Genomic DNA, 21364 nt, shown 5'->3' on the forward strand with positions numbered 1-21364 from the left:
TATTATTAAGACTCCTAACAGTAAAGGTCCATAGTTAGACCACCGTGGATTTTTATCGACGCCGCCCCGCACCCCACCGCAGGCCGGCGTCACCCACACCCGGGGTCCCCTGGGTCAGCGCTCCACCAGGTTGGCCCGCAGCGCCGTGATCTCGTCGGCGCCGAAGCCCTCCGTCGTCAACCAGGCGGCGACGCCGCCGTGCCGCTGCTGGACCCGCGCCAGGAAGTGCCGCATCGTGGCGGGCTCCGCGGTGTGCGCCTCCTCGGGCAGCGACGCGATCCGCTTCTCCCAGGCCGGCAGCGCCCGCGTCTGGTTCCGGATGGCCACCAGATGTTCCCGCGAGCGCGCGTAGTCCTCGATCACGTCACCGGGACGCACTCCGAGCGCGGCGAGCAGCACGGCGACGACCACGCCGGTGCGGTCCTTGCCCGCGGTGCAGTGCACCAGCAGCGGCTGGTCGCGGGCGTCCACCGCGTGCCGGACCGCCGCGATGATCGTCCGGGCGGACACGACGAGCATGTCGGCGTAGTGCTCGGCCAGGCGCACGCTGGGGTCCGGATGCACCGGCCGCAGGCTCGACCGGCCGAACGGCAGGTGCATGACCCGCAGCCCGCTGGTGAGCCGGTCCCGTTCGCTGGTCTCCGCGATCTCCCGGCGGCCACGCAGGTCGATCCGGATCCGGATGCCCGTCGCCGCGCGGAAGACCTCCGCCTCGTCCGGGCCGAGGAAGACCGGGGTGGCGCTGCGGTAGAGCGCGCCGGAGCGTACCCGCCCGCCCTGGACGGTCGGCAGGCCGCCGAGGTCCCGGAAGTTCAGCGGGGCGGGGCGGCTCATCGGGCGGCGAGCAGAAGGTCGGCGAGATCCTCCCGCTGGGTCGCCGGCCCGTCGAACAGCAGCTCGCTGCTCTTGGCGCGCTTGAAGTAGAGGCCGATCGGGTGCTCCCAGGTGAAGCCGATGCCGCCGTGCACCTGCACGGCGGTGGCGGTGACCCGGAAGTACGCCGCGGAACAGAACGCCCGCACGGTCCGGGCCTGGACGGCGAAGGCGTCGTCGTCCAGGGTGTCGTCCACCGCGAGCACGAGCGACCGCATCGACTCGACGTCGAGCAGGCGCTCGGCGCACAGGTGCTTGACCGCCTGGAAGCCCCCGACCGGCCGGCCGAACTGCTCCCGGGTCAACGCGTGCTCGACCGTCAGCTCCAGCGCGCGGGCCGCGCCGCCGGCCTGCTCCGCGGCCAGCGCGACCAGCGCCTGGTCGCGTACCCGGGCCACCACCGCGGCCGACTGCCCGGGCCGGCCGAGCCGCCGGGCCCGGACGTTGTCGAACCGCACCACCGCCTGCCGGCGGGTCGGGTCCAGCACGGGTGACGGCTGCACGGTCACCCCCGCCTCGGCCGGGTCCACGGCCAGCACGTCGACACCGTCGGCGGTCCCGGCGACCACGAGCAGGAGCGACGCCGCCCCGGCGTCGACGACGTGCGGCGCGGTGCCGTCGACCACCCAGGCGCCGTCGGCGCCGGCCCGGCCGCGCAGGTCACCCCGGAGCGCGACGGCCGTACGCAGGGACCCGTCGGCGATCCGCGGCAGCCAGCCGGCGCGGGCCCGTTCGTCGCCGAGGCGCAGCACCAGCTCGGCGCCGAGGGCCACGGTGGCGAAGTACGGGCCGCCGTACAGCACCCGGCCGAGTTCCTCGAACACGAGCCGCGACTCCGCGCCGCCGAACCCCTGCCCGCCGTACGCCTCGGGGATGGCCACGCCGGGTAGTCCCAGCTCGTCCGCCATCCGGTGCCAGGTCGCCGGGTCGAAGCCCACCGGATCCGTCATGAGCCGTCGTACCTCGGACTCCGGCGACACCTTCGTCAGGAAGCGGCGCAGCGAGTGGCGGAAGTCGTCCTGGTCGTCGGTCACCGGGTCGCCTCCCAGGTGTCCCAGTAGACGACGGACTCCAGCGGACGCCGCCGCGCCTCGCCCCAGCGGCCGGTCGGCACGCCGATCGGGATCAGCGCCCAGGTGATCGCGTCCGAGGGCAGGCCGAGCACCTCGCGCACCTCGTCGGCGGCGTGCCGGTGCGTGGTGGTCAGTGTCGTGCCCAGGCCCAGCGCCCGCGCCGCCAGCATCAGGTTCTGCACCGCCGGGTACACCGACGACGGCTCGTCCACGGTGGTCACCGGAACGATCAGGGCCGGCGCCTCCCCCATGTGCTCGGCCAGGTGATCCGCCGAGCGCAGCATCCGGGCCTGCCGCTCGGCCGCCTCCGGGTCGGCCGGCACGCGGTCGTCGTACCGCCGGCGGACCGGCGCCCAGCAGGCCCGGTAGATCTCACCGAGGCGGGCACGGCGCGCGGCGTCGGTGACCACCACCCAGCGCAACCATTGGGCGTCGCCGCCGGACGGCGCGCAGTGGGCCGCGCCCAGGATGGTCCACAGTTGTTCGTCGGTGACCGGCGCGGTGGGATCCAGCCGGCGCATCGCGCGCGTGGTCCGGATCGCCTCGAAGACGTCCATGGGTCAGGCTCCTTCGGCGGAGTGCATCAGGCGGCGTTCCAGGCTGGGGGTCGCCGAGATCAGGGCACGGGTGTAGTCCGACTCGGGCCGGTGGAGGACCCGGTCGGTCGGCCCGTGTTCCATCACCGTGCCGTGACTCAGCACCAGGACCCGGTCGGCCAGGTGGCTCACCACGGCGATGTCGTGCGAGATGAAGATGATCGCGATGCCGAGGTCGGCCCGGACCCGGTTGAGCAGGTTGAGCACGGTGGCGCGGACCGACACGTCGAGCGAGGACACGGCCTCGTCGCAGACCAGCACCTTCGGTCCGGCCGCCAGGGCGCGGGCGATCGAGACACGTTGGCGCTGGCCGCCGGAGAGCTGGGTCGGGCGGCGGTCCGCGTCGGCCTCGCTGAGCCCGACGTAGCGGACGTACTCCATCGACGGTTCGCGGAGCCGACGCGACAGCCGGCGGTTGACCGCGCTCACCTCGGCCATCGACCGCCAGACCGGCAGCCGCGGGTTCAGCGCCCCGGCCGACTCCTGCACGATCATCTGCACCGACCGCGGTCCGCCGGCGAGGTGCTCGACCGTGCCCTCGGTGGGCGGCAGGAAGCCGGCGATGATCCGGCCGAGGGTGGACTTGCCCGAACCGGACTCGCCGACGACGCCGAGCACCTCGCCGCGCGCCACCTCCAGGCTGACGTCGGAGAGCACCCGGTGGGCCCGGCGGCCCGTACCGTAGTCCTTGGACACGTGGGAGACCCGCAGCACCTCGCTCATCGACACACCTCCGCCCGGTCGGCGCCGGTGGCCACGGTGGTCCCGCCGAGCGGGTGCCGGCACCGCACCAGGCTCTCCTCGACGGTCCGCAGCTCGGGGTGCTCCCGGCAGTCGTCGGCGGCCCGGTCGCACCGGGCCGCGTAGTTGCACCCGCCGCCGGTCCAGTCGCCCGGCCGTTCGGCGGTGATCTCCGGGAAGGTCCGCAGCCGGTCGCCGCCGAGTCTCGGCACGCAGTCGAGCAGCGCCTGCGAATAGGGGTGCCGTGGCCGGCTCAGCATCGCGTCCACCGCGCCGACCTCCTTCACCTCGCCGCGGTAGAGCACCATCACCCGGTCGCTGACGTCACCGAGGACGCCGAGATCGTGGCTGATGAAGACGGCGCTCAGTCCACGTGCGGCGACCAGCTCCCGGATCAGGACGAGGATCTCCTTCTGCAGCGAGACGTCCAGCGCCGTGGTGGGTTCGTCGGCGAGGACCACGTCGGCCCCGCAACTGAGCGCCATCGCGATCATCACCCGCTGGCACATGCCCCCGGAGAGCTGATGCGGGTAGCTGTCCAGGACCCGGTCGGGGTCGAGCCGGACGTCGCGCAGCGCTCCCGCCGCCCGCGTCCGGGCCTCGGTCCGGTCGCCGGGCAGGTGCGCCCGGATCACCCGGACGATCTGGTCACCCACCCGGCGCATCGGGTGCAGCGCCGAGACGCTCTCCTGGAAGATCATCGCGATTCTCCGGCCGCGGATCGCGCGGAGCCGGCGGCCCCGGAGCCCGACCAGTTCCTGGTCGCCGAGGCGGATGCTTCCGGTCACCTCGGCGTCCGGCGGCAGCAGGCCCAGTGCGGCGAGGGCGATGGAGGACTTGCCGCTGCCGGACTCCCCCGCCACGCCGAGGACCTCACCGCGGCCGACCGTGAAGGAGACGTTCCGCACCGCGGGCTCGGGGCTCCCCGCGAACCTGACGCTCAGGTCGCGGATCGTCAGGGCCGCCGGCTCCGCGCCGGTCACTTGCGGGTCACCGTCGACATGTCCGGACGGCCGCTGGCGTTCGGCTCGTAGCCGGTCACCTGGTCGGACAGGCCGACGATCATGGGTACGGTGAACAGCGGCGCGAACGGCGCGACCTCGACCACCTTCTTGGCCAGTTCGGTCGCGGCGGCCTTGCGCGGCTCGAAGTCGAAGGTGGTCAGCAGCTTCTCCTGGAGCTGCGCGGTGCCGAAGTCGGTCTTGCCGGCGTTGTAGAAGGAGTCCGGGTTGAGCAGGCGACCGTAGGTGATCGCCGGGTCGGCGTGGCCGGTCCAGCCGGACAGGAAGCACGGCGCCTGGTCCTTGGTCCAGAACGCCTCGGTCGCCGCGGCGGCGGTCTCGGACTGGATGGTGACGTCGATGCCGATCTTCTTCAGCGAGTCGATGATGATCGGGCCGCTGGTCTCGTAGTTCAGGCCCGGGAAGGTCAGGCACTTCATCGCCACCCGCTTGCCGCCGGTGGCCTGGGTGACAAGCGCCTTGGCCTTCGCCTCGTCGTAGGCGTAGGTGGGCGTCATCGACGCGTCGTGGTAGGGGTGGGTCGGCGGCAACGCCGTCCAGGTCACCTCGGCGGCCTCACCGCTGGCGGCCTTGCGGATGACATCCCGGTCGAGCGCGTAGTTGATCGCCTGCCGGATCTCGACCTTGTCGGTCGGCGGCAGCTTCGCGTTGAAGTTGATCATCGTTTCGGAGTAGGCCGGACCGACCACCACCTGCTTGCCCGGCACCGTCTTCAGTTTGTCCACGCTCAGCGGCGGCACCGAGATCGCCACGTCGACGACGTTGCTCTGGAACGCCGTGACCATGGCCTGCGGATCCTTGAACACCTGCCAGTTCAGCGTGGGCGCCGCGCCCTTGTCACCCCAGTACCCGTCGTTGCGCTTGTAGTTGACCGCGCTGCCGGTCTGCAGGCTCTCCAGCGTGTACTTCCCCGCCCCGACCGGCCGGGCGGCGAAGTCCTTGCCCTCCTTCTCGACGGCGGTCGGGGACACGATCATGCCGGCCCGGTCACTCAACGCCGTCGGGATGGAGGAGTCCGGCCTGCTCATCGCGAGCAGCACGGTGTTCGCGCCCTCGGTCGTGATGGTGGAGACGCTGGCGATGTCCTTGCCGTTGGCGGACGCCTTGAACCGCTCCAGGCTCGCCTTCACGGCGGCGGCGTCCAGCGTCGTGCCGTCGGAGAACGTGACGCCCTCACGCAGCACGAGCGTGATCGAGGCGCCGTCGTCCGCGACCTTCCAGGAGGTGGCCAGGCCCGGGCCGAGCTCACCGGTCTTGGGGTCGCCGACCAGCAGCCGGTCGTAGACCAGGTTCAGGTGCGGGTAGTCGTAGCCCGACGAGCTGACGGTCGGGTCCAGCGAGGTCGGGAAGTTCACGGTGCCGATCTTCACGGGCCCGGCGGTGGACGAGTCGTTCCCGGAACCACCGGACCCGCAGGCGGACAGGGTGCCGAGGACGAGGACGCCGACGGCGAGGACGGTGGTCGGTGGGCGGCGGTCGAATATGGTCATTGCTGCTCCTCATCGACGGGACGGGTGAGAGGGGTGGACCGGACGACGGGACGACTCATCCGATCCGTAGGCGGTCGCGCAGGCCGTCGCCGAACTGGCTGATCGCGAACGCGGTGACGGTGATCAGCAGGCCGGGTGCGACGGTGAGCAGGGGGGTGACGTAGAAGTCGGCGTAGGCGCGGGCCAGGTCCGGCCCCCAACTGGGCGCCGGCGGCTGCACGCCCAGGCCGAGGAATCCGAGGGCGGCCTCGATGATCAGCGCGGTGCTGGCCAGGCCGCAGAGTTGCACGACGACCGGCCCCATCGCGTTGGGCAGCACGTGCCGCACCGCGATCCGCCAGCCGCTCACGCCCAGCGAGCGGGCCACCAGCACGAACTCCGCCTGCCGAAGCGCCAGCACCTGGGCGCGCAGCAGCCGCGCGACGACGGGCGCGAAGACCACGCCGACCGAGAGCATCGCGGTGACCAGGCTGGGCCCGAGCGCGCCGGTGATCGCGATGGCCAGCACGATGCCCGGGAAGGAGATCACGGCGTCGGCGAGGCGCATCAGGATCTCGTCGACCGGCCCGCCGAGATAGCCGGCGACCAGACCCCAGAGGCTGCCGACGACGCCGGCCACCCCGACGGTGATGGCGATCCCGCGGAAGCTGGCGGCCGAGCCGTGCATCAGCCGGGACAACACGTCGCGGCCGTTCGCGTCGGTGCCGAGCCAGTGCGCCCCGGACGGCCCGGCGTACGGGTTCGCCGGGTCGATGGCCAACGGGTCGTACGGCGCCAGCCAGTGCGCGAACAGCCCGGCCAGCAGCACCAGCAGGACGACCGCGCCGCCGAGCCAGAAGGCGACGGCGCGCGAGCCACCGGCCCGCCGCGACCGCCGGGCGGGCAGCCAGGTGCGGGCCCGGAGCGGCGTGGCCGCGGTGCGCGGGTCCGTCGAGGTGGTCATCGGTGTGCCTCCCGCGGTCGCGCTGCCGGACTGGCCGACCCGCGGTCGGCCAGGTTCTGCCGCTGGTGCGCAGGGAGCCCGAGTTCGGCCAGGATCTCCGCGGTGTGTTCGCCGGTCCGCGGCACGGTGAGCGCGCCGGGGCGGGTGGTGAGGCCGACCCGCACCGGCCGGCCCGGGACCCGCACCGGGTGGCCGTCGGGTCCGTCCACGGTCAGCACCATGTCCGTGTCGGCCATCGCCGCGACCGCCTCGCCCACCGAGCGCACCGGCCCCGCCGCGACGCCCGCCGCCTGCATCGCCGCCAGCACCTCGGCGACGGTGCGGTCGGAGGTCCAGTCGCTGACCACCTGTTCCAGGCGGTGCCGCGCCGGGCCGGTGGAATCGTCGTAGCCGACCTCCCCGGCGCCGCCGAGGACGGCCCAGAAACGTCGCCAGGCGGCGTCGCCGAGGGGGGCCAGGAAGATCTGCCCGTCCCGCGCCGGGAAGACGTTCGCGAACGCGGTCTGGACCTGGTTGCCCCAGCGCCCGCGGGGGACTCCGGCGGCGGCCAGGCCGACCTCGTGCGCCAGCATGGCGGTGTACGAGTCGAGCATGCTCACGTCGACGTGGGTGCCGACGCCTGTGACGTCCCGCTCGCGCAGGGCCATCAGCACCGCGATGGTGGCGTGGTACGCGGCCACGTGGTCGGCCACGAAGGCTCCGACGAACGTCGGCTCCCCGCCGGGCTGCCCGGTGAGGTCGGCGATCCCGCCCATGGCCTGGATCACCCCGTCGTACGCGGCCCGCGGCGCGTCGGCCGCCCCGGAGCCGAACCCGGTGATGTGCACCATCACCAGTCGCGGGTTACGGGCTCGGAGCACGTCGTAGGACCACCCGAGCCGCTGCGGCACGCCGACGCCGTAGTTGGTGAGCACCACGTCGGCGGTGTCGCAGAGCCGCAGCAGCGCCCGCAGACCCGCCGAGGTCTTGAGATCCAGGCAGACGCTGCGCTTGCCCCGGTTGTGCGAGGCGAAGTAGATGCTGCGGCCGTCCACGACCGGCAGCGCGTTGCGGGACATCTCCCCCGCCGGCGGCTCGATCTTGACCACGTCCGCGCCGTGGTCGGCGAGCATCTGCGCGCAGTGCGGCCCGGCGATCGCGTGGCCGAGTTCGAGCACCCGGACGCCGGCCAGCGCGCCGGGCATGCGCTCGCTCATGCGGCCACCCGCCGATCGAGCCGGGCCAGGAGGAGGTCGGCGAAGAAGTTGAGCAGGAGCACGAGCAGCGCCATCAGCAGCACCGTGCCCTGCAACGTCGCGTAGTCCCGGTTGTCGACCGAGGACACGATCAGGCTCCCCAGGCCGGGGATCGCGAAGACGTTCTCGACCACCACGGAGGCCCCCACCAGCGTGGCCACCAGCAGCGGCACGAGGGTCACCACGGCGGGCGCCGCCGAGCGCAGCGCGTCACCGAGGTAGACCTGTCGGGGTGAGAGGCCCATCGCCCAGGCCGTGCGGACGTGCGGGCTCTCCAACGCCTGACCGACCGCGCTGCGGACGTGCCGGCAGACCAGCGCGCCGGTGGCGAAGGAGAGCACCAGCACCGGGAGCACGATCGAGCGGATCGTCTGCACCCAGTCGTCGCCCAGCGGCGTGTAGCCGACGGCCGGCAGGAGGGCCAGGTCGAGGCCGATGAAGCCGGCGGCGACCGTCGCCAGCCAGAAGTCCGGCACGGCGAGGCCGATGCCGGAGACCGCGAGGACCGAGCGGCCGTCGAGGTGGCGACGCCGGGCCGCCGACCACAGCCCCGCGCCGCCGCCGATCAGCAGGGCGAGCACCAGCGCCGAGACCACCACCAGCACGGTCGGTTCGAGCCGGCGCGCGAGCAGGGTGCCGACCGGTTCCCGACTGAAGTACGAGGTGCCGAGGTCGCCGCGCACGAGATTGCCGATCCAGGAGGCGTACTGCTCGACGAGCGGCCGGTCCAGCCCGAGCTGCCGGTTGATCGCGTCGATCGACTCCTGGGTCGAGCCGGCCCCGGCGATCGCCTCGGCGGGCCCACCCGGCACGATCTGCTGCAACCCGAAGACCATCAGGGTGATCAGCAGGAGCGTGGGCACGAAGGTGGCCAGTCTGCGGACCAGGAAAGCGCGCATGCCGTCACCTCTCACCCGGGGAGGCCGGTGGAACGAGCCCCACCAGCGGGTCTATTGTTGACACTGACGTCGGCGTCAGAATCATGGGAAGGACGTTAAGACCAGGGAGGACCCGGTGTCTAGGTTTTTTTATGATTCGGTTCACACGGCCGACCAACCCCGGCCGACCAGGCGGCATGAGATCGAATGGGGCGACGAGTGAGCGACAGGACCACCACGCCGGCGAGGCCGGACGGTGCGGCAACCCAGTCGAAGCGCTACCGCGAGCGCCGCGCCAAGCTGGTGGAGGGCGCCCACCGGGTCTTCGAACGGGACGGGTTCATCGATGCCCGGATCACCGACATCGCCAAGGAGGTCGGCTACGCGCACGGCTCGTTCTACACGTACTTCTCCTCCAAGGAGGAGATCTTCCGGGTCGTCGCGGAACAGATCCAGGCCGAGATGTTCGACGGCCAGCGCAGCGGTTCGGCGGACCTCACGCCGTACCAGCGGATCGAGGCCGCGAACCGCCGTTACCTGGAGTCCTACCGCCGGCACAGCCGGATCATGGCGATCATCGAGCAGGTCTCGACGTTCAACGACGACATCCACGCGATCCGCGAGTCCCGCGCCCAGCAGACCACCAGCCGGACCGAGCGGTCGATCCGCCGGTTGCAGGCCGAAGGTCTCGCCGACGCGGACCTCGACCCACACCTGAGCGCGGTCGCCCTCACCTCGATGCTCAGCCGGTTCGCGTACCTGTGGATGGGCGCCGACACCGGCCCGGACTACGAGTTCGACCTCGACGCCGCGGTCGACGGCCTGACCCGGCTGTGGGCCAACGCGATCGGGCTCAGGCGGGACTGACCCTCAGGTGGGACCGGCCGGTCGCACCTCCTTCGGCATCCCGAGCAGACGCTCGGCCACGACGTTGCGCAGCACCTGGGTGGTGCCGGCGTAGATGGTCCCCGGCCGGGCGTTGTAGAAGATGTCGACCCACGAGGCCGAGGTGATCGGCGCACCGGCCGCGTCCGGTCCCCCGTAACCCAACTCCAGCACGCGCCCGGTCGGCGTGGTGGCCTCCGGTCCGAGGATCTCCAGGGCGAGTTCGGTGACCGCCTGGTGGTGCGCGCTCCAGTGCAGCTTGAACAGGGCGGCGTCGCCCGCCGCGTCGGTGCCGGTGAGCCCGCCGCCGGCCAATCGCCGTCCCAGCGCGTCCATCACCTCGATCCGGACGTGCGCGTCGGCCAGTCCGTCGCGCACCCAGGACCGCTCCAGCATGCCGTTCTCGCGGGCGGTCCGGACCAACCGTTCCCACTCGGCGCGGTACCGGATGGCCTGGGTGGTGGCGGACTGCCCCCGCTCGTGGCCGAGCAGCGCCATGGCCACCGACCACCCCGACCCGACGGCGCCCACCACGTCCGCGGCCACCGCGTCGGTGAAGAACACCTCGTTGAAGTGGGAGGCGCCGGAGAGCTGCCGGATCGGGCGGACCTCGACGCCCGGCTGGTCCAGCGGCACGAGCAGGAAGGTCAGGCCCCGGTGCCGCTCGGCCCGGGTCCCGGTACGGGCCAGCACGAAGATCCAGGACGCGAGGTGGGCGTTGGAGGTCCAGATCTTCTGCCCGGTGAGCCGCCAGCGTCCGTCCGCGCCGAGCACCGCACGGGTCCGCACCGCGGCCAGGTCGGATCCGGCGCCCGGTTCGGAGAAGCCCTGGCACCACACGTCGGTGCCGTCGAGGATCCGGGGCAGGTGGTGGGCCCGCTGCTCCGGGGTGCCGACGGCGAGCAGCGTGTTGCCCAGCATGTCGATGCCGAACGGGTCGTTGCCGCTGCCGCTCGGCACGCCGGCGCGGGCGAACTCCTCCTGGAGCACCACCTGCCGGGCCGGGTCCAGGCCGAGCCCACCGTGCTCGACCGGCCAGCCGGGAGCGAGCAGCCGGTGCCGGGCCAACACCGTGCGCCACCGCGCGATCCAGGGGTGCAGTTCGTCGTCCCCGAGCGCCCCGAGGCCGCCCCAGCCGGGCGGCAGCTCCCGGTCCAGCAACGCACGGACGGCGGCCCGGAACTCCCGCGGCTCCCGGACGGTCTCCAGGCCACGGTCGGGCAGGTAGCGCTCGCGCAGGCGGTTCTTGGCGAGCTTGCCGGTGGGCAGCCTCGGCAGGGCCTCCACCACGAACATCGAACGCGGAACCTTGTGCCGGGCCAGTCGCCCGGCCAGGTGGTCGCGCAACCCGGCCACCAACTCGTCCCGGTCGGCCGCCGGATCGGCCGGTTGGACCACCGCCACGACCTGCTCCCCCAGTTCCTCGTCCGGGATGCCGAACACGGCGACGTCGACCACCGGCTCGTAGCCGAGCACCGCGTTCTCGATCTCCTGCGGCGAGATGTTGACGCCGCCGGAGATGATCAGATAGTCCCGCCGGTCGGTGAGGTAGAGGTAGCCCTCGTCGTCGAGGTGGCCGATGTCGCCGAGCGTGGACCAGCCGGGGCGCGTCGGATGCCGGGCCGCGGCGCTGTCCGCCCCGCCGACGTACTCGAACTCGGACCGGCCGCCCTCGGACTCGAAGTACACCAGCCCGTCCTGCCCGGAGGGAAGCTCGTCGCCCTCGGGATCGCAGATGCGCATGCGACAGCCGGCGATCGCCCGACCCACCGAGCCGGGGTGCGTCAGCCACTCCCGCGAGTCGATGAAGGTGGTGCCGTTGTCCTCGCTGCCGGCGTAGTACTCCAGCAGGATCGGCCCCAGCCAGTCGATCATCTGGCGCTTGACGTCGACGGCGCACGGTCCGGCTCCGTGGATCACCACGGAGAGCGAGTCGAGCACGGCGGCCCGACGCCGCTCGGCAGGCAGCCGCAGCAGCCGGACGAACATCGTGGGCACCATCAGCACGTGCGTGATGCCGTACCGCTCGATCGCGCGCAGCGCGCCGTCGGCGTCGAACCTGCGCATCAGCACGACGGTGCCGCCGGCCGCCGTGACGGTGCTGGCGAACGACAGCGGCGCGGCGTGGTAGAGCGGGGCCGGGGTGAGGAAGACCGAGTCGTCGGTGAACCGCCACAACTCACGCAACCAGCGCAGGAAGTGCGGGTGCCCCTCCTGCACGGTGCGCCCGGACAGCTCGCGCCGGACGCCCTTGGGCCGCCCGGTGCTGCCGGAGCTGTAGACCATCGCCACGCCCAGCGGCTCGTGCTCCAGCGGATCGGCCGACGACGCGGCGAGCGTCCCGGCGTAGTCGTCGAAGCCCGCCAGCGGGCCACCGACGGCCAGCCTGAGCACGGGTCCCGGCGCGGCGGCGAGCGGGCCCGCGGCCGGCGCCGCCGCGTCCACCACCAGGGCCTTGGCCTGGCAGCTACCGACGATCCAGGACGCCTCCTCGGCGGTCAGCGACGTGCCGACCGGGGTGAGGAGGAGCCCGGAGCGCATCGCGGCCCAGTACACCTCCAGGAAGCTGAGGTGGTTCGCCATCATCAGGGCGACATGGTCGCCGGGGCGCAGCCCGGCGTCCCACATCGCCCGCGCCAGGCGGCGGGAGGCGTCATCGAGCTGGCCGTAGGTCAGGGTCTCGCCGGTCTCGGCGATCACGACGGCCGGCCGGTCCGGGCACCGCAGCGCGTGCGCCGTGGGATAGGTCATCGTCGTCACGCCAGCCGCTCGACAGCCATGGCCATCCCCTGTCCGCCGCCGACGCACATCGTCTCGACCCCGACCGTACCGCCGGTTGTCGCCAGGCCGTTCAGCAGCGTGGTCATGATCCGGGCGCCGGTCATGCCGAACGGATGACCCAACGCGATCGCGCCACCGTGCGGGTTGAGCTGGTCCTCCACGGAGATCTTCAGGGTGTCCACGACGGCCAGCACCTGCGCCGCGAACGCCTCGTTGAGCTCCAGCACGTCGACGTCGCGGACGGTCAGGCCGGTGCGGTCGAGCACCCGGCGCACCGCCTCGATCGGGCCGACCCCCATGATCTCCGGCTCCAGGCCGGTGACCGCGAAGCCCATGATCCGCGCCAGGGGTGCGATGCCGAGGTTGCGGGCGCGCTCGGCGGACATCACCACGACCGCCGCCGCCCCGTCGTTCAGCGGGCAGGAGTTGCCGGCGGTGACCCGCCCGTCGGCCCGGAACGGCGTGGGCAGGCCGGCCAGCACGTCGAGGTCGACGTTGGCGCGGGGGCAGTCGTCCTGTGCCACGACGGTGCCGTCGGCCAGCGGGTACGGGCTGATCTCCCGGGCGAAGAACCCCTGGTCGCGGGCGGCGATCGCGCGGTCCTGGGAGAGTTTGGCGTACTCGTCCATCCGGGCGCGGGAGATGTCGAAGCGCTCCGCCACGTTCTCCGCCGTGCGCCCCATGGTGATGTAGGCGTCCGGCAGGGGGCCGGCGCCGAACCGAGGGTTCATCGCCGCGTCGTCGATGTGCGCGCTGGGGGTACGGGAGACGCTCTCCACGCCGCCCGCGACGTACACGTCGCCCTCGCCCGCCATGATCGCGTTGGCCGCGATCCGGATGGCGTCCAGCGAGGAGGCGCAGCCCCGGCTGACGGTGGTCCCGGTGACGGTGTCGGGCAGCCCGGCGAGCAGCGCCGCCAACCGGCCGATGTTCAGGCCCTGCTCCCCCGCCGGGTTCGCGGTGCCGACGATGACGTCGCCGATCTGGTCGGGGGTGACCGCCGGGACCTGCTCCAGAGCCCGCGCGATCGCGAAACCGGCCAGGTCGTCCGGCCGCGCCTGGCGGAGCGACCCCTTGTACGCACGACCGATGGGCGTCCGTGCGGTGGCCACGATGACTGCTTCCCGGGCTGGCGTCACGTCGTCTCCTTCGTCCTGGCGAGATCCGCGGACGGACCCGTCCATTTTCTTGACGCCGACGTCGACGTCGGATCTAATTTGAGCACCGTCACCGGGCCGACGCAACCACCCGGATCGCCAGCGACCCGGACCCACCTCCACTTCCGGCCGGTCCGATCGACCCTTGGAGCTCCCCATGGACTTCGCCTACTCGCCGACCTCCGCCGCGCTGCGCCAGACCCTGCAGACGTTCATGGACGAGTGCGTCTATCCGGCCGAGCCGGTGTACCAGCGACAGCTCGCGGACAGCGGCGACCCGCACTTCTTCCCTCCGGTGATGGAGGAGCTGAAGCGCGAGGCGCGCGCCCGCGGGCTCTGGAACCTGTTCCTGCCGCACAAGACCCAGTGGACCGAGGGGCTGTCCAACCTCGACTACGCGCCACTGGCCGAGATCCTGGGCCGCTCGCACATCGCGTCGCAGGCGCTGAACTGCTCCGCGCCGGACACCGGGAACATGGAACTGCTCACCATGTTCGGCACCGACGAGCAGAAGGAGCAGTGGCTCCACCCGCTGCTGGAGGGCGAGATCCGGTCCTGCTTCGCGATGACCGAGCCGGCCGTGGCCAGCTCCGACGCCCGCAACATCACGTGTTCGATCGTCCGCGACGGCGACGAGTACGTGATCAACGGCCACAAGTGGTGGATCTCCGGCGCCGGCGACGCCCGTTGCCGGCTCGCCATCGTGATGGGCAAGACCGACCCGGACGGCCCCACCTACCGGCAGCAGAGCATGGTCCTCGTGCCGCTCGACACCCCCGGCGTCACCATCGTCCGCAGCCTCACCGTGCTGGGCTACCAGGACCAGGAGGGGCACTGCGAGATCACGTTCGACAACGTCCGGGTGCCGGCGACCAACCTCCTGGGCGAGGAGGGCGGCGGCTTCGCGATCGCGCAGGCGCGACTCGGCCCGGGTCGGATCCACCACTGCATGCGGTCGATCGGGGCGGCCGAACGTGCCCTGGAGCTGCTCTGCCAGCGGGTGACGTCCCGGGTGGCCTTCGGCGGCCCGCTGTCCGAGCAGGGCCAGATCCAGCGGTGGATCGCCGACGCGCGGATCGAGATCGACCAGGCGCGGCTCTACACGCTCTACACCGCCTGGCTGATGGACACCCAGGGCAACAAGGCCGCCCGGACCCAGATCTCCGGCATCAAGGTCATCGCGCCGAACGTCGCGCTCCGCGTGCTCGACTACGCCATCCAGTCGTACGGCGCCGCCGGGCTCGGGCCGGACACCCCGCTGGCCAGCATGTACGCCCACCAGCGCACCCTGCGCTTCGCCGACGGCCCGGACGAGGTGCACCGGCGCTCGATCGCGCGCGCGGAACTGCGGGCGCAGACGTCGGCCTGAGCGGCACGATGGCGGCGGACGTGACGAGGCGGAGGAGCTGACCGTGGGGACCTACCCGGACCGCGTGCTGGTGGCCAACCGGGGCGAGGTGGCCGTCCGCGTCCTGCGGACGCTCGCCGACCTCGCCGTGTCGTCGGTGGCCGTGTACGCCGCCGACGACGACCGCTGCCTGCACGTACGCCGGGCGGACCGGGCCGTGCCGCTGCCCGGCGCCGGGGTCGCCGCGTACCTCGACCAGAGCGCGCTGATCGAGGCCGCCCGGTCGGTCGGGGCCACCGCCCTGCACCCCGGCTGGGGGTTCCTCAGCGAGAACGCCGACTTCGCGAGTCGGTGCGCCGACGCCGGGCTGACGTTCGTCGGCCCGGCCCCGCAGGTGCTGCGGGTGCTCGGCGACAAGACCGCGGCCCGCGCGGCGGCGGAGTCCGCCGGCCTTCCCGTCGTGCCGGCGACCGGACCGGCCACGGCGCGGGAGGCGATGGAGTTCCTGACCGCCGCCCCGGAGGGCATCATGCTCAAGGCGGTGGCCGGGGGCGGCGGGCGTGGCATGCGGCCGGTCACCGACCCGGCGGAGCTGACCGCCGCGTTCGAGCGCTGCCGGTCCGAGGCGCTCGGCGCGTTCGGCGACGGCGCCCTGTACGCCGAGCGGCTGCTCACCGGCCGCCGGCACATCGAGGTCCAGATCGTCGGCGACGGCACCGGAGCGGCCACCGCCCTCGGCGACCGGGACTGCAGCCTCCAACGCCGCCGGCAGAAGGTGGTCGAACTCGCCCCGGCGCCCGCGCTGGCCCCGGAGCTGCGCACCGCCCTGCACCGCGCGGCGGTCCGCCTGGCCGCCGGTCTCCGCTACCGCGGGGTCGGCACGGTCGAGTTCCTGGTGGGCGCCGACGACTTCGTCTTCCTGGAGGCCAATCCGCGGTTGCAGGTGGAGCACACCGTGACCGAGCAGGTGTTCGGCGTCGACCTCGTGGAGATCCAGTTGCGCCTGGCGGCCGGCGCGGACCTCGCCGCGCTCGGGCTGGCCGGTCCCGCGCCGGAGCCGGCCGGAACGGCGATCCAGCTACGGGTGACCACCGAGACGGTCCGCGCCGACGGCGGCAGCCTGCCCGCCACCGGCGTCCTCACCGCCTTCGACCCGCCGGCCGGGCGGGGCGTGCGCACCGACACCCACGGCTACGCCGGCTACCGCGTCGGCACCGGGTACGACTCGATGCTCGCCAAGGTGGTCGTGCACGAACCCGGTGGCGACCCGGTCGTCCTGCGGCGCAGGGCGTCCCGGGCGCTCGCGGAGTTCCGCGTCGAGGGGGTGGACACGAACCTCGGCGTCCTGGCGCGGCTGCTGGCGCGCCCGGAGGCGACCGACGGCAGCGCCACCACCGCCTTCCTCGACGAGCATGCCGCCGCCCTGGCCGCCGCGCCGGACGTCGAGCCGCTGTGGTTCCCCGGCGTCGACGTCGATCCGCTCGCCGCCGCCGAGCCGGAGCCGGACGACGGCACGCTCGCCGTCCGGACCCCGATGGAGGCCACGGTCATCGCGGTCCCCGCCGGCGAGGGCGACCGGGTGACCGCGACGTCGGTCCTCGTCGTGCTCGAGGCGATGAAGATGGAACACCAGGTCGAGGCCGGCGTCAGCGGCGTGGTGGACCGGCTGCCGGTGAGTGTCGGACAAACCGTGCGGGCCGGCACGCTGCTCGCCTCGCTGCTGGTCGCCGACGTCACCGCCACGACGCGGGAGACCGTCGCCGAGTCCGACCCCGACCTGATCCGCCCCGACCTGCGGCGCGTCCTGGACCGGCAGCGCAAGACCCGCGACGAGGCGCGGCCGGAGGCGGTGGCGAAGCGGCACGACCGCGGGCACCGCACCGCCCGGGAGAACCTGGCCGACCTCTGCGACCCCGGCAGCTTCACCGAGTACGGCTCGCTGGTCCTGGCCGGCCAGCGTGCCCGGCGCAGCCTCGACGACCTGATCGACCGGACGCCCGCCGACGGCCTGGTGGCCGGCGTCGGCCGGATCGACCGCACCGGCTGCGTGGTGATGGCCTACGACTACACCGTGCTGGCCGGCACCCAGGGCTACAACGGGCACCGCAAGAAGGACCGCCTCTTCGAACTGGCCGAACGACACCGCTGGCCGGTCGTCATGTTCGCCGAGGGCGGCGGCGGCCGGCCCGGCGACACCGAGAACCCGGGCGTGGCGAACCTGGACACCCGGGCGTTCGCGCTGCTCGCCCGGCTCAGCGGGCTCGTGCCGACGGTGTCGGTGGTGACCGGCAGGTGCTTCGCCGGCAACGCGGCCCTGGTCGCGTGCAGCGACTTCATCGTCGCCACCCCGGACGCCAACATCGGGATGGCCGGGCCGGCGATGATCGAGGGCGGCGGCCTGGGCGTGTACCGGCCGGAGGACATCGGCCCGACGTCGGTGCACGCCGCCAACGGCGTGGTCGACCTGGTGGTTCCCGACGACGCGGCGGCCGTGCGCGCCACCCGCCGCTACCTCGCCTACTTCCAGGGCCGGACCGAGGACTGGGAAGCGCCGGACCAGCGTCCGCTGCGGCACGCGGTGCCGGAGAACCGGCGGCGTACCTACGACGTCCGCGCCGTGATCGACACGCTCGCCGACCGGGACTCGGTGCTGGAACTGCGGCGCGAGCACGGCGTCGGCATGATCACCGCGCTGGTCCGGGTGGCGGGCCGCCCGGTGGGGCTCATCGCCAACAACCCGCGCCACCTCGGCGGCGCGATCGACGCCGAGGGCGGCAGCAAGGCGGCCCGGTTCATGGAGCTGTGCGACGCGTTCGACCTGCCGATCGTCTCGCTCTGCGACACACCCGGCTTCATGGTCGGCCCGGCGGCCGAGGAGAGCGCGCAGGTGCGGCACTTCGGCCGGATGTTCCTGGCCGGGGCCAGCCTGACCGTGCCGATGGTCACCGTGGTGCTGCGCAAGGGGTACGGACTCGGCGCGCAGGCCATGGCCCGGGGCGGCTTCTACGAGCCGGAGCTGACACTGTCCTGGCCCACCGGCGAGTTCGGCGGGATGGGCCTGGAGGGCGCGGTGCGGCTCGGCTTCCGCAAGGAACTGGACGCGGTCACCGACGCGGGCGAGCGCGAGGCGCTCTACCAGCGGCTGGTGGCGCAGATGTACGAACGCGGCAGCGCGCTTAACATCGCCAGCGTGTTCGAGGTCGACGACGTGATCGACCCGGCCGATACGCGGTCCCGGATCACCGGTGTGCTGGACGCGGCCCCGCCGCCCGCGCCCCGGGCCGGGAAGAAGCGCCCCCTGGTCCCGGCCTGGTGACCGGGTCGACAGAAGGAGGAGTCGCATGAAGGCGTGGCAGGTGACCCGGCTGGGTGAGCCGGTGGATGTCCTGGAGTGGACCGACGTGCCGGCGCCGCCGGCGACCGACGGGGCCCTGCGGGTCGCGGTCGAGGCGGTGGCCCTGAACTTCCCCGACGTCCTGCTCTGCCGGGGCGAATACCAGGACAAGCCGGAACTGCCGTTCACCCCCGGCGCGGAGGTGTGCGGGCGCATCGTGGACGGGCCGCGGGCCGGCGAACGGGTCCTGGCCGCGCCCCAGATGCCCCACGGCGGGCTCGCCGAACAGGTGGTCGTCGCGCCGCACCGGGTGTTCGCGATCCCCGACGACCTGCCCGCCGAGAAGGCAGCGTCCATGCTGATCACCTACCAGACCGGGTACGTCGGCCTGCACACCCGCGCCCGTCTGGAGGCCGGCGAGTGGCTGCTGGTGCACGCCGGCGCCGGGGGCGTGGGGTCCGCGGCGATCCAGATCGGCAAGGCGGCGGGCGCCCGGGTGATCGCCACGGCGGGCGGACCGGACAAGGTGCGGGTCTGCCGGGACCTCGGCGCGGACGTCGTCGTCGACTACCTGGCCGACGACTTCGTGCCGGTGGTCAAGGAGGTCACCGGCGGGGCCGGCGCCGACGTCGTCTACGACTCGGTCGGCGGCGACGTCTTCGACAAGAGCCGCAAATGCGTCGCTTTCGAGGGCCGGATCGTGGTGGTCGGCTTCGCCGGCGGCCGGATCGCCCAGGCCCCGACGAACCACGCCCTGATCAAGAACTACAGCGTGGTCGGCCTCTACTGGGGGCTGTACCACGTCAAGAAACCGGCCGTGATCGCCCGGACCCACGAGCGGCTGGTCGAGCTGTGGCACGAGGGAAAGGTCGACCCCCTGGTCAGTGAGGTGCTCCCGATGAGCGCCGCCCCGTCCGCCCTGGCCAGTCTCGGCGACCGCCGCACCGTCGGCAAGGTCGTGCTGGTCAACAACCCCTCCTGAGGACGTACGCATGAGTGAACAGGATCTGGTCCGCGACCGGCGCGTGGTGGTCACCGGCGGCGGCAACGGCATCGGCCGGGCGATCGCCCGGAAAATGGCCGCCCAGGGCGCCCACGTCGTCGTCGGCGACCTGGACCCGGACGCGGCCGAACGGGTCGCGACCGAGGTCGGTGGCGTGCCGGTGGGCGCGGACACGTCGACCGACGAGGGCGTCGCGCGGTTGCTGAGCGCCGCCGGCCACGTCGACATCTTCTTCGCCAACGCCGGCTCCGGCGTCGGCCGGGGCATCGAGACACCGGACGCCGACTGGCACACCGCGCTCGAGGTCAACGTCATGGCCCACGTCCGCGCGGCCCGCGCGCTGATCCCCGGCTGGCTGGAATCCGGCGGCGGCCGGTTCGTGGTGACCGCCTCCGCGGCGGGACTGCTCACCATGCTCGGCAGCGCGCCGTACTCGGTGTCGAAACACGCGGCCGTCGCGTTCGCGGAGTGGCTGGCGGTCACCTACGGACATCGCGGCGTGACCGTGCAGGCGATCTGCCCGCAGGGGGTGCGGACGAAGATGCTCGACGACTCGGGCGGGTTCCGGGACCTGCTCAGCCACGACGCCGCGCTGGAGCCCGAGCAGGTCGCCGAGGTGGTCTGGGAGGCGTTGCACGACGACCGGTTCCTGATCCTCCCGCACCCCGAGGTGCAGCGGTACTACGAGACCCGGGCGGGCCGCACCGACGCCTGGCTGAGCGGCATGCGCAAGCTCCAGAAGCGCTTCGACGACGCGGAGATGGCGGTCCGGAATGACTGAGCGCAAGGTGGCCGTGGTCACCGGAGCGGCGCGCGGCATCGGGGCGGCCGTGGCCGCCCGCCTCGGCGCGGACGGCTACGCCGTGGCCGTCTGGGACCTCGACGCCGAGGGCTGCCAGCGGGCGGTGGCCGACCTGGGCGAGCGGGGCGTTCCGGCGTACCCGGTGGTCGCGGACGTGTCCGACGAGGCCGCCGTCGAGGCCGGTGTCGAGCAGGTCGCGCAGCGGCTGGGCCCACCGGTGGCGCTCGTGAACAACGCCGGCGTCCTCCGCGACAACCTGCTGTTCAAGATGTCGACCGCGGACTGGGACACCGTCCTCGGGGTGCACGCCCGGGGCGCCTTCCTGATGAGCCGGGCGGTCCAGGCGCACATGGTCCGGCAACGGTGGGGGCGGATCGTCTCGCTGTCGAGCACCTCGGCGTACGGCAACCGAGGTCAGGCGAACTATTCGGCGGCGAAGGCGGCGTTGCAGGGACTGACCAGGACGCTCGCCGTCGAACTCGGACCGTTCGGGATCACCGCGAACGCGGTCGCGCCGGGCTTCGTGCAGACCGAGATGACCGCGGCCACCGCCCGCCGGATCGGCCGCCCGTTCGACGAGTTGATCGCCGACGCGGCTGCCGGCATCCCGGTGCGCCGGGTGGGACAGCCGCAGGACGTCGCCGAGGCGGTCTCGTTCTTCCTGGGCGAGCGGGCCGGTTACATCAGCGGTCAGGTGCTCGACGTGGCGGGTGGGCCGCAACGATGAGGGTCTTCACCGGCATCGACGAGCTGCGCGCGGCCGTCGGCGAGCACCTGGGTCACAGCGACTGGCACCCCGTCACGCAGCGGCAGGTCGACACGTTCGCCGAGGCCACCGGCGACCACCAGTGGATCCACGTCGACGCGGAACGGGCCGCCGCCGGGCCCTTCGGCGCCACCATCGCGCACGGCTTCCTCACCCTGTCGCTGATCCCCACGCTGGTCGCCCAGGTGTACCGGGTGGACGGGATGAGCATGGGCGTGAACTACGGCGCGGACCGGCTGCGGTTCCCCGCCCCCGTCCCCGTCGGCTCGCGGATCCGCGCCGGGGTCACCCTCACCGGGGTACGCGAGGCCCGCCGGGGCTTCCAGGCCACCTCGGACATCCAGATCGACCTGGAGACGGGGGGACCGCCGGCGTGCGTGGTCGCCGCCATCTCCCTGCTCGTCCCCTGATCCGGCGGACCCGAAGAACAAGGAGCG

General features: G+C 72.9%; 18 protein-coding genes. 7 read left to right on the forward strand and 11 right to left on the reverse strand.

What is annotated here, in order from left to right:
- Window positions 1-114: 114 nt before the first annotated feature.
- From O7619_RS21800 to O7619_RS21840, 9 genes are read right to left on the reverse strand one after another with little or no spacing between them, the layout of a single operon-like run.
- Window positions 115-834, reverse strand: a complete 720-nt coding sequence (locus tag O7619_RS21800) for a tyrosine-protein phosphatase (RefSeq protein ID WP_282283110.1) — start codon at window positions 832-834, stop codon at window positions 115-117.
- Window positions 831-1907: an acyl-CoA dehydrogenase family protein gene (locus O7619_RS21805; RefSeq protein WP_282283111.1), complete on the reverse strand. Its 1077-nt coding sequence runs from the start codon at window positions 1905-1907 to the stop codon at window positions 831-833. Before O7619_RS21805 ends, O7619_RS21800 begins: the two co-directional genes overlap by 4 nt.
- The gene (locus O7619_RS21810) at window positions 1904-2503 is read right to left on the reverse strand and encodes a nitroreductase family protein (protein WP_282283112.1); all 600 of its coding nucleotides are present in this window, start codon (window positions 2501-2503) and stop codon (window positions 1904-1906) included. The genes O7619_RS21805 and O7619_RS21810 overlap by 4 nt, the downstream gene beginning before the upstream one ends.
- Window positions 2504-2506: 3 nt before the next feature.
- Window positions 2507-3265 (reverse strand): ABC transporter ATP-binding protein, encoded by a 759-nt coding sequence (locus O7619_RS21815; protein ID WP_282283113.1) that lies wholly within the window; start codon window positions 3263-3265, stop codon window positions 2507-2509.
- Window positions 3262-4266, reverse strand: coding sequence for an ABC transporter ATP-binding protein (locus O7619_RS21820; protein WP_282283114.1), 1005 nt, complete (start codon window positions 4264-4266; stop codon window positions 3262-3264). Before O7619_RS21820 ends, O7619_RS21815 begins: the two co-directional genes overlap by 4 nt.
- Window positions 4263-5795 (reverse strand): ABC transporter substrate-binding protein, encoded by a 1533-nt coding sequence (locus tag O7619_RS21825; RefSeq protein ID WP_282283115.1) that lies wholly within the window; start codon window positions 5793-5795, stop codon window positions 4263-4265. Before O7619_RS21825 ends, O7619_RS21820 begins: the two co-directional genes overlap by 4 nt.
- A 55-nt stretch (window positions 5796-5850) precedes the next feature.
- Window positions 5851-6738, reverse strand: a complete 888-nt coding sequence (locus tag O7619_RS21830; RefSeq protein ID WP_282283116.1) for an ABC transporter permease — start codon at window positions 6736-6738, stop codon at window positions 5851-5853.
- On the reverse strand, window positions 6735-7934 hold the full coding sequence (locus O7619_RS21835) for a CoA transferase (protein WP_282283117.1): 1200 nt from the start codon (window positions 7932-7934) through the stop codon (window positions 6735-6737). The genes O7619_RS21830 and O7619_RS21835 overlap by 4 nt, the downstream gene beginning before the upstream one ends.
- Window positions 7931-8872, reverse strand: a complete 942-nt coding sequence (locus O7619_RS21840; protein WP_282283118.1) for an ABC transporter permease — start codon at window positions 8870-8872, stop codon at window positions 7931-7933. The genes O7619_RS21835 and O7619_RS21840 overlap by 4 nt, the downstream gene beginning before the upstream one ends.
- Window positions 8873-9070: 198 nt before the next feature.
- Here O7619_RS21840 and O7619_RS21845 point away from each other — a divergent pair, with 198 nt between their 5' ends.
- Window positions 9071-9718 (forward strand): TetR/AcrR family transcriptional regulator, encoded by a 648-nt coding sequence (locus tag O7619_RS21845; RefSeq protein WP_282283119.1) that lies wholly within the window; start codon window positions 9071-9073, stop codon window positions 9716-9718.
- Between the two features lie 3 nt (window positions 9719-9721).
- Here the strand turns inward: O7619_RS21845 and O7619_RS21850 are convergent, their stop codons facing one another.
- Both O7619_RS21850 and O7619_RS21855 read right to left on the reverse strand, forming a co-directional pair.
- Window positions 9722-12487, reverse strand: a complete 2766-nt coding sequence (locus O7619_RS21850) for an AMP-binding protein (protein ID WP_282283120.1) — start codon at window positions 12485-12487, stop codon at window positions 9722-9724.
- A 5-nt stretch (window positions 12488-12492) separates the two neighbouring features.
- A complete protein-coding gene (locus O7619_RS21855; protein WP_282283121.1) occupies window positions 12493-13656 on the reverse strand; it encodes an acetyl-CoA C-acyltransferase in 1164 nt (387 codons plus the stop codon).
- 175 nt (window positions 13657-13831) lie between these two features.
- On the opposite strand from O7619_RS21855, the gene O7619_RS21860 reads away from it, so the two are divergent.
- From O7619_RS21860 to O7619_RS21885, 6 genes are read left to right on the forward strand one after another with little or no spacing between them, the layout of a single operon-like run.
- Window positions 13832-15043: an acyl-CoA dehydrogenase family protein gene (locus O7619_RS21860; RefSeq protein WP_282288896.1), complete on the forward strand. Its 1212-nt coding sequence runs from the start codon at window positions 13832-13834 to the stop codon at window positions 15041-15043.
- 43 nt (window positions 15044-15086) lie between these two features.
- On the forward strand, window positions 15087-18338 hold the full coding sequence (locus O7619_RS21865; RefSeq protein WP_282283122.1) for a carboxyl transferase domain-containing protein: 3252 nt from the start codon (window positions 15087-15089) through the stop codon (window positions 18336-18338).
- Window positions 18339-18363: 25 nt separating this feature from the next.
- Window positions 18364-19338: an NADPH:quinone oxidoreductase family protein gene (locus O7619_RS21870; protein ID WP_282283123.1), complete on the forward strand. Its 975-nt coding sequence runs from the start codon at window positions 18364-18366 to the stop codon at window positions 19336-19338.
- A gap of 10 nt (window positions 19339-19348) precedes the next feature.
- A complete protein-coding gene (locus O7619_RS21875) occupies window positions 19349-20140 on the forward strand; it encodes an SDR family oxidoreductase (protein WP_282283124.1) in 792 nt (263 codons plus the stop codon).
- The gene (locus O7619_RS21880) at window positions 20133-20888 is read left to right on the forward strand and encodes an SDR family oxidoreductase (protein WP_282283126.1); all 756 of its coding nucleotides are present in this window, start codon (window positions 20133-20135) and stop codon (window positions 20886-20888) included. The genes O7619_RS21875 and O7619_RS21880 overlap by 8 nt, the downstream gene beginning before the upstream one ends.
- Complete coding sequence (locus tag O7619_RS21885) at window positions 20885-21337, forward strand: MaoC family dehydratase (RefSeq protein ID WP_282283127.1); 453 nt, start codon at window positions 20885-20887, stop codon at window positions 21335-21337. Before O7619_RS21880 ends, O7619_RS21885 begins: the two co-directional genes overlap by 4 nt.
- The last annotated feature ends 27 nt before the right edge of the window (window positions 21338-21364 follow it).

This window comes from Micromonospora sp. WMMD998 (genome assembly GCF_029581235.1).
In the GTDB taxonomy this organism is placed as follows: domain Bacteria; phylum Actinomycetota; class Actinomycetes; order Mycobacteriales; family Micromonosporaceae; genus Micromonospora.

What these genes read in the sequence shown, in the direction of transcription:
- O7619_RS21830 (WP_282283116.1), bottom strand. Translation starts at nt 6,738, where the DNA reads ATGACCACCTCGACGGACCCGCGCACCGCGGCCACGCCGCTCCGGGCC.
- O7619_RS21840 (WP_282283118.1), bottom strand. Translation starts at nt 8,872, where the DNA reads ATGCGCGCTTTCCTGGTCCGCAGACTGGCCACCTTCGTGCCCACGCTC.
- O7619_RS21870 (WP_282283123.1), top strand. Translation starts at nt 18,364, where the DNA reads ATGAAGGCGTGGCAGGTGACCCGGCTGGGTGAGCCGGTGGATGTCCTG.
- O7619_RS21810 (WP_282283112.1), bottom strand. Translation starts at nt 2,503, where the DNA reads ATGGACGTCTTCGAGGCGATCCGGACCACGCGCGCGATGCGCCGGCTG.
- O7619_RS21860 (WP_282288896.1), top strand. Translation starts at nt 13,832, where the DNA reads ATGGACTTCGCCTACTCGCCGACCTCCGCCGCGCTGCGCCAGACCCTG.
- O7619_RS21880 (WP_282283126.1), top strand. Translation starts at nt 20,133, where the DNA reads ATGACTGAGCGCAAGGTGGCCGTGGTCACCGGAGCGGCGCGCGGCATC.
- O7619_RS21850 (WP_282283120.1), bottom strand. Translation starts at nt 12,487, where the DNA reads ATGACCTATCCCACGGCGCACGCGCTGCGGTGCCCGGACCGGCCGGCC.
- O7619_RS21800 (WP_282283110.1), bottom strand. Translation starts at nt 834, where the DNA reads ATGAGCCGCCCCGCCCCGCTGAACTTCCGGGACCTCGGCGGCCTGCCG.
- O7619_RS21825 (WP_282283115.1), bottom strand. Translation starts at nt 5,795, where the DNA reads ATGACCATATTCGACCGCCGCCCACCGACCACCGTCCTCGCCGTCGGC.
- O7619_RS21815 (WP_282283113.1), bottom strand. Translation starts at nt 3,265, where the DNA reads ATGAGCGAGGTGCTGCGGGTCTCCCACGTGTCCAAGGACTACGGTACG.
- O7619_RS21885 (WP_282283127.1), top strand. Translation starts at nt 20,885, where the DNA reads ATGAGGGTCTTCACCGGCATCGACGAGCTGCGCGCGGCCGTCGGCGAG.
- O7619_RS21835 (WP_282283117.1), bottom strand. Translation starts at nt 7,934, where the DNA reads ATGAGCGAGCGCATGCCCGGCGCGCTGGCCGGCGTCCGGGTGCTCGAA.
- O7619_RS21875 (WP_282283124.1), top strand. Translation starts at nt 19,349, where the DNA reads ATGAGTGAACAGGATCTGGTCCGCGACCGGCGCGTGGTGGTCACCGGC.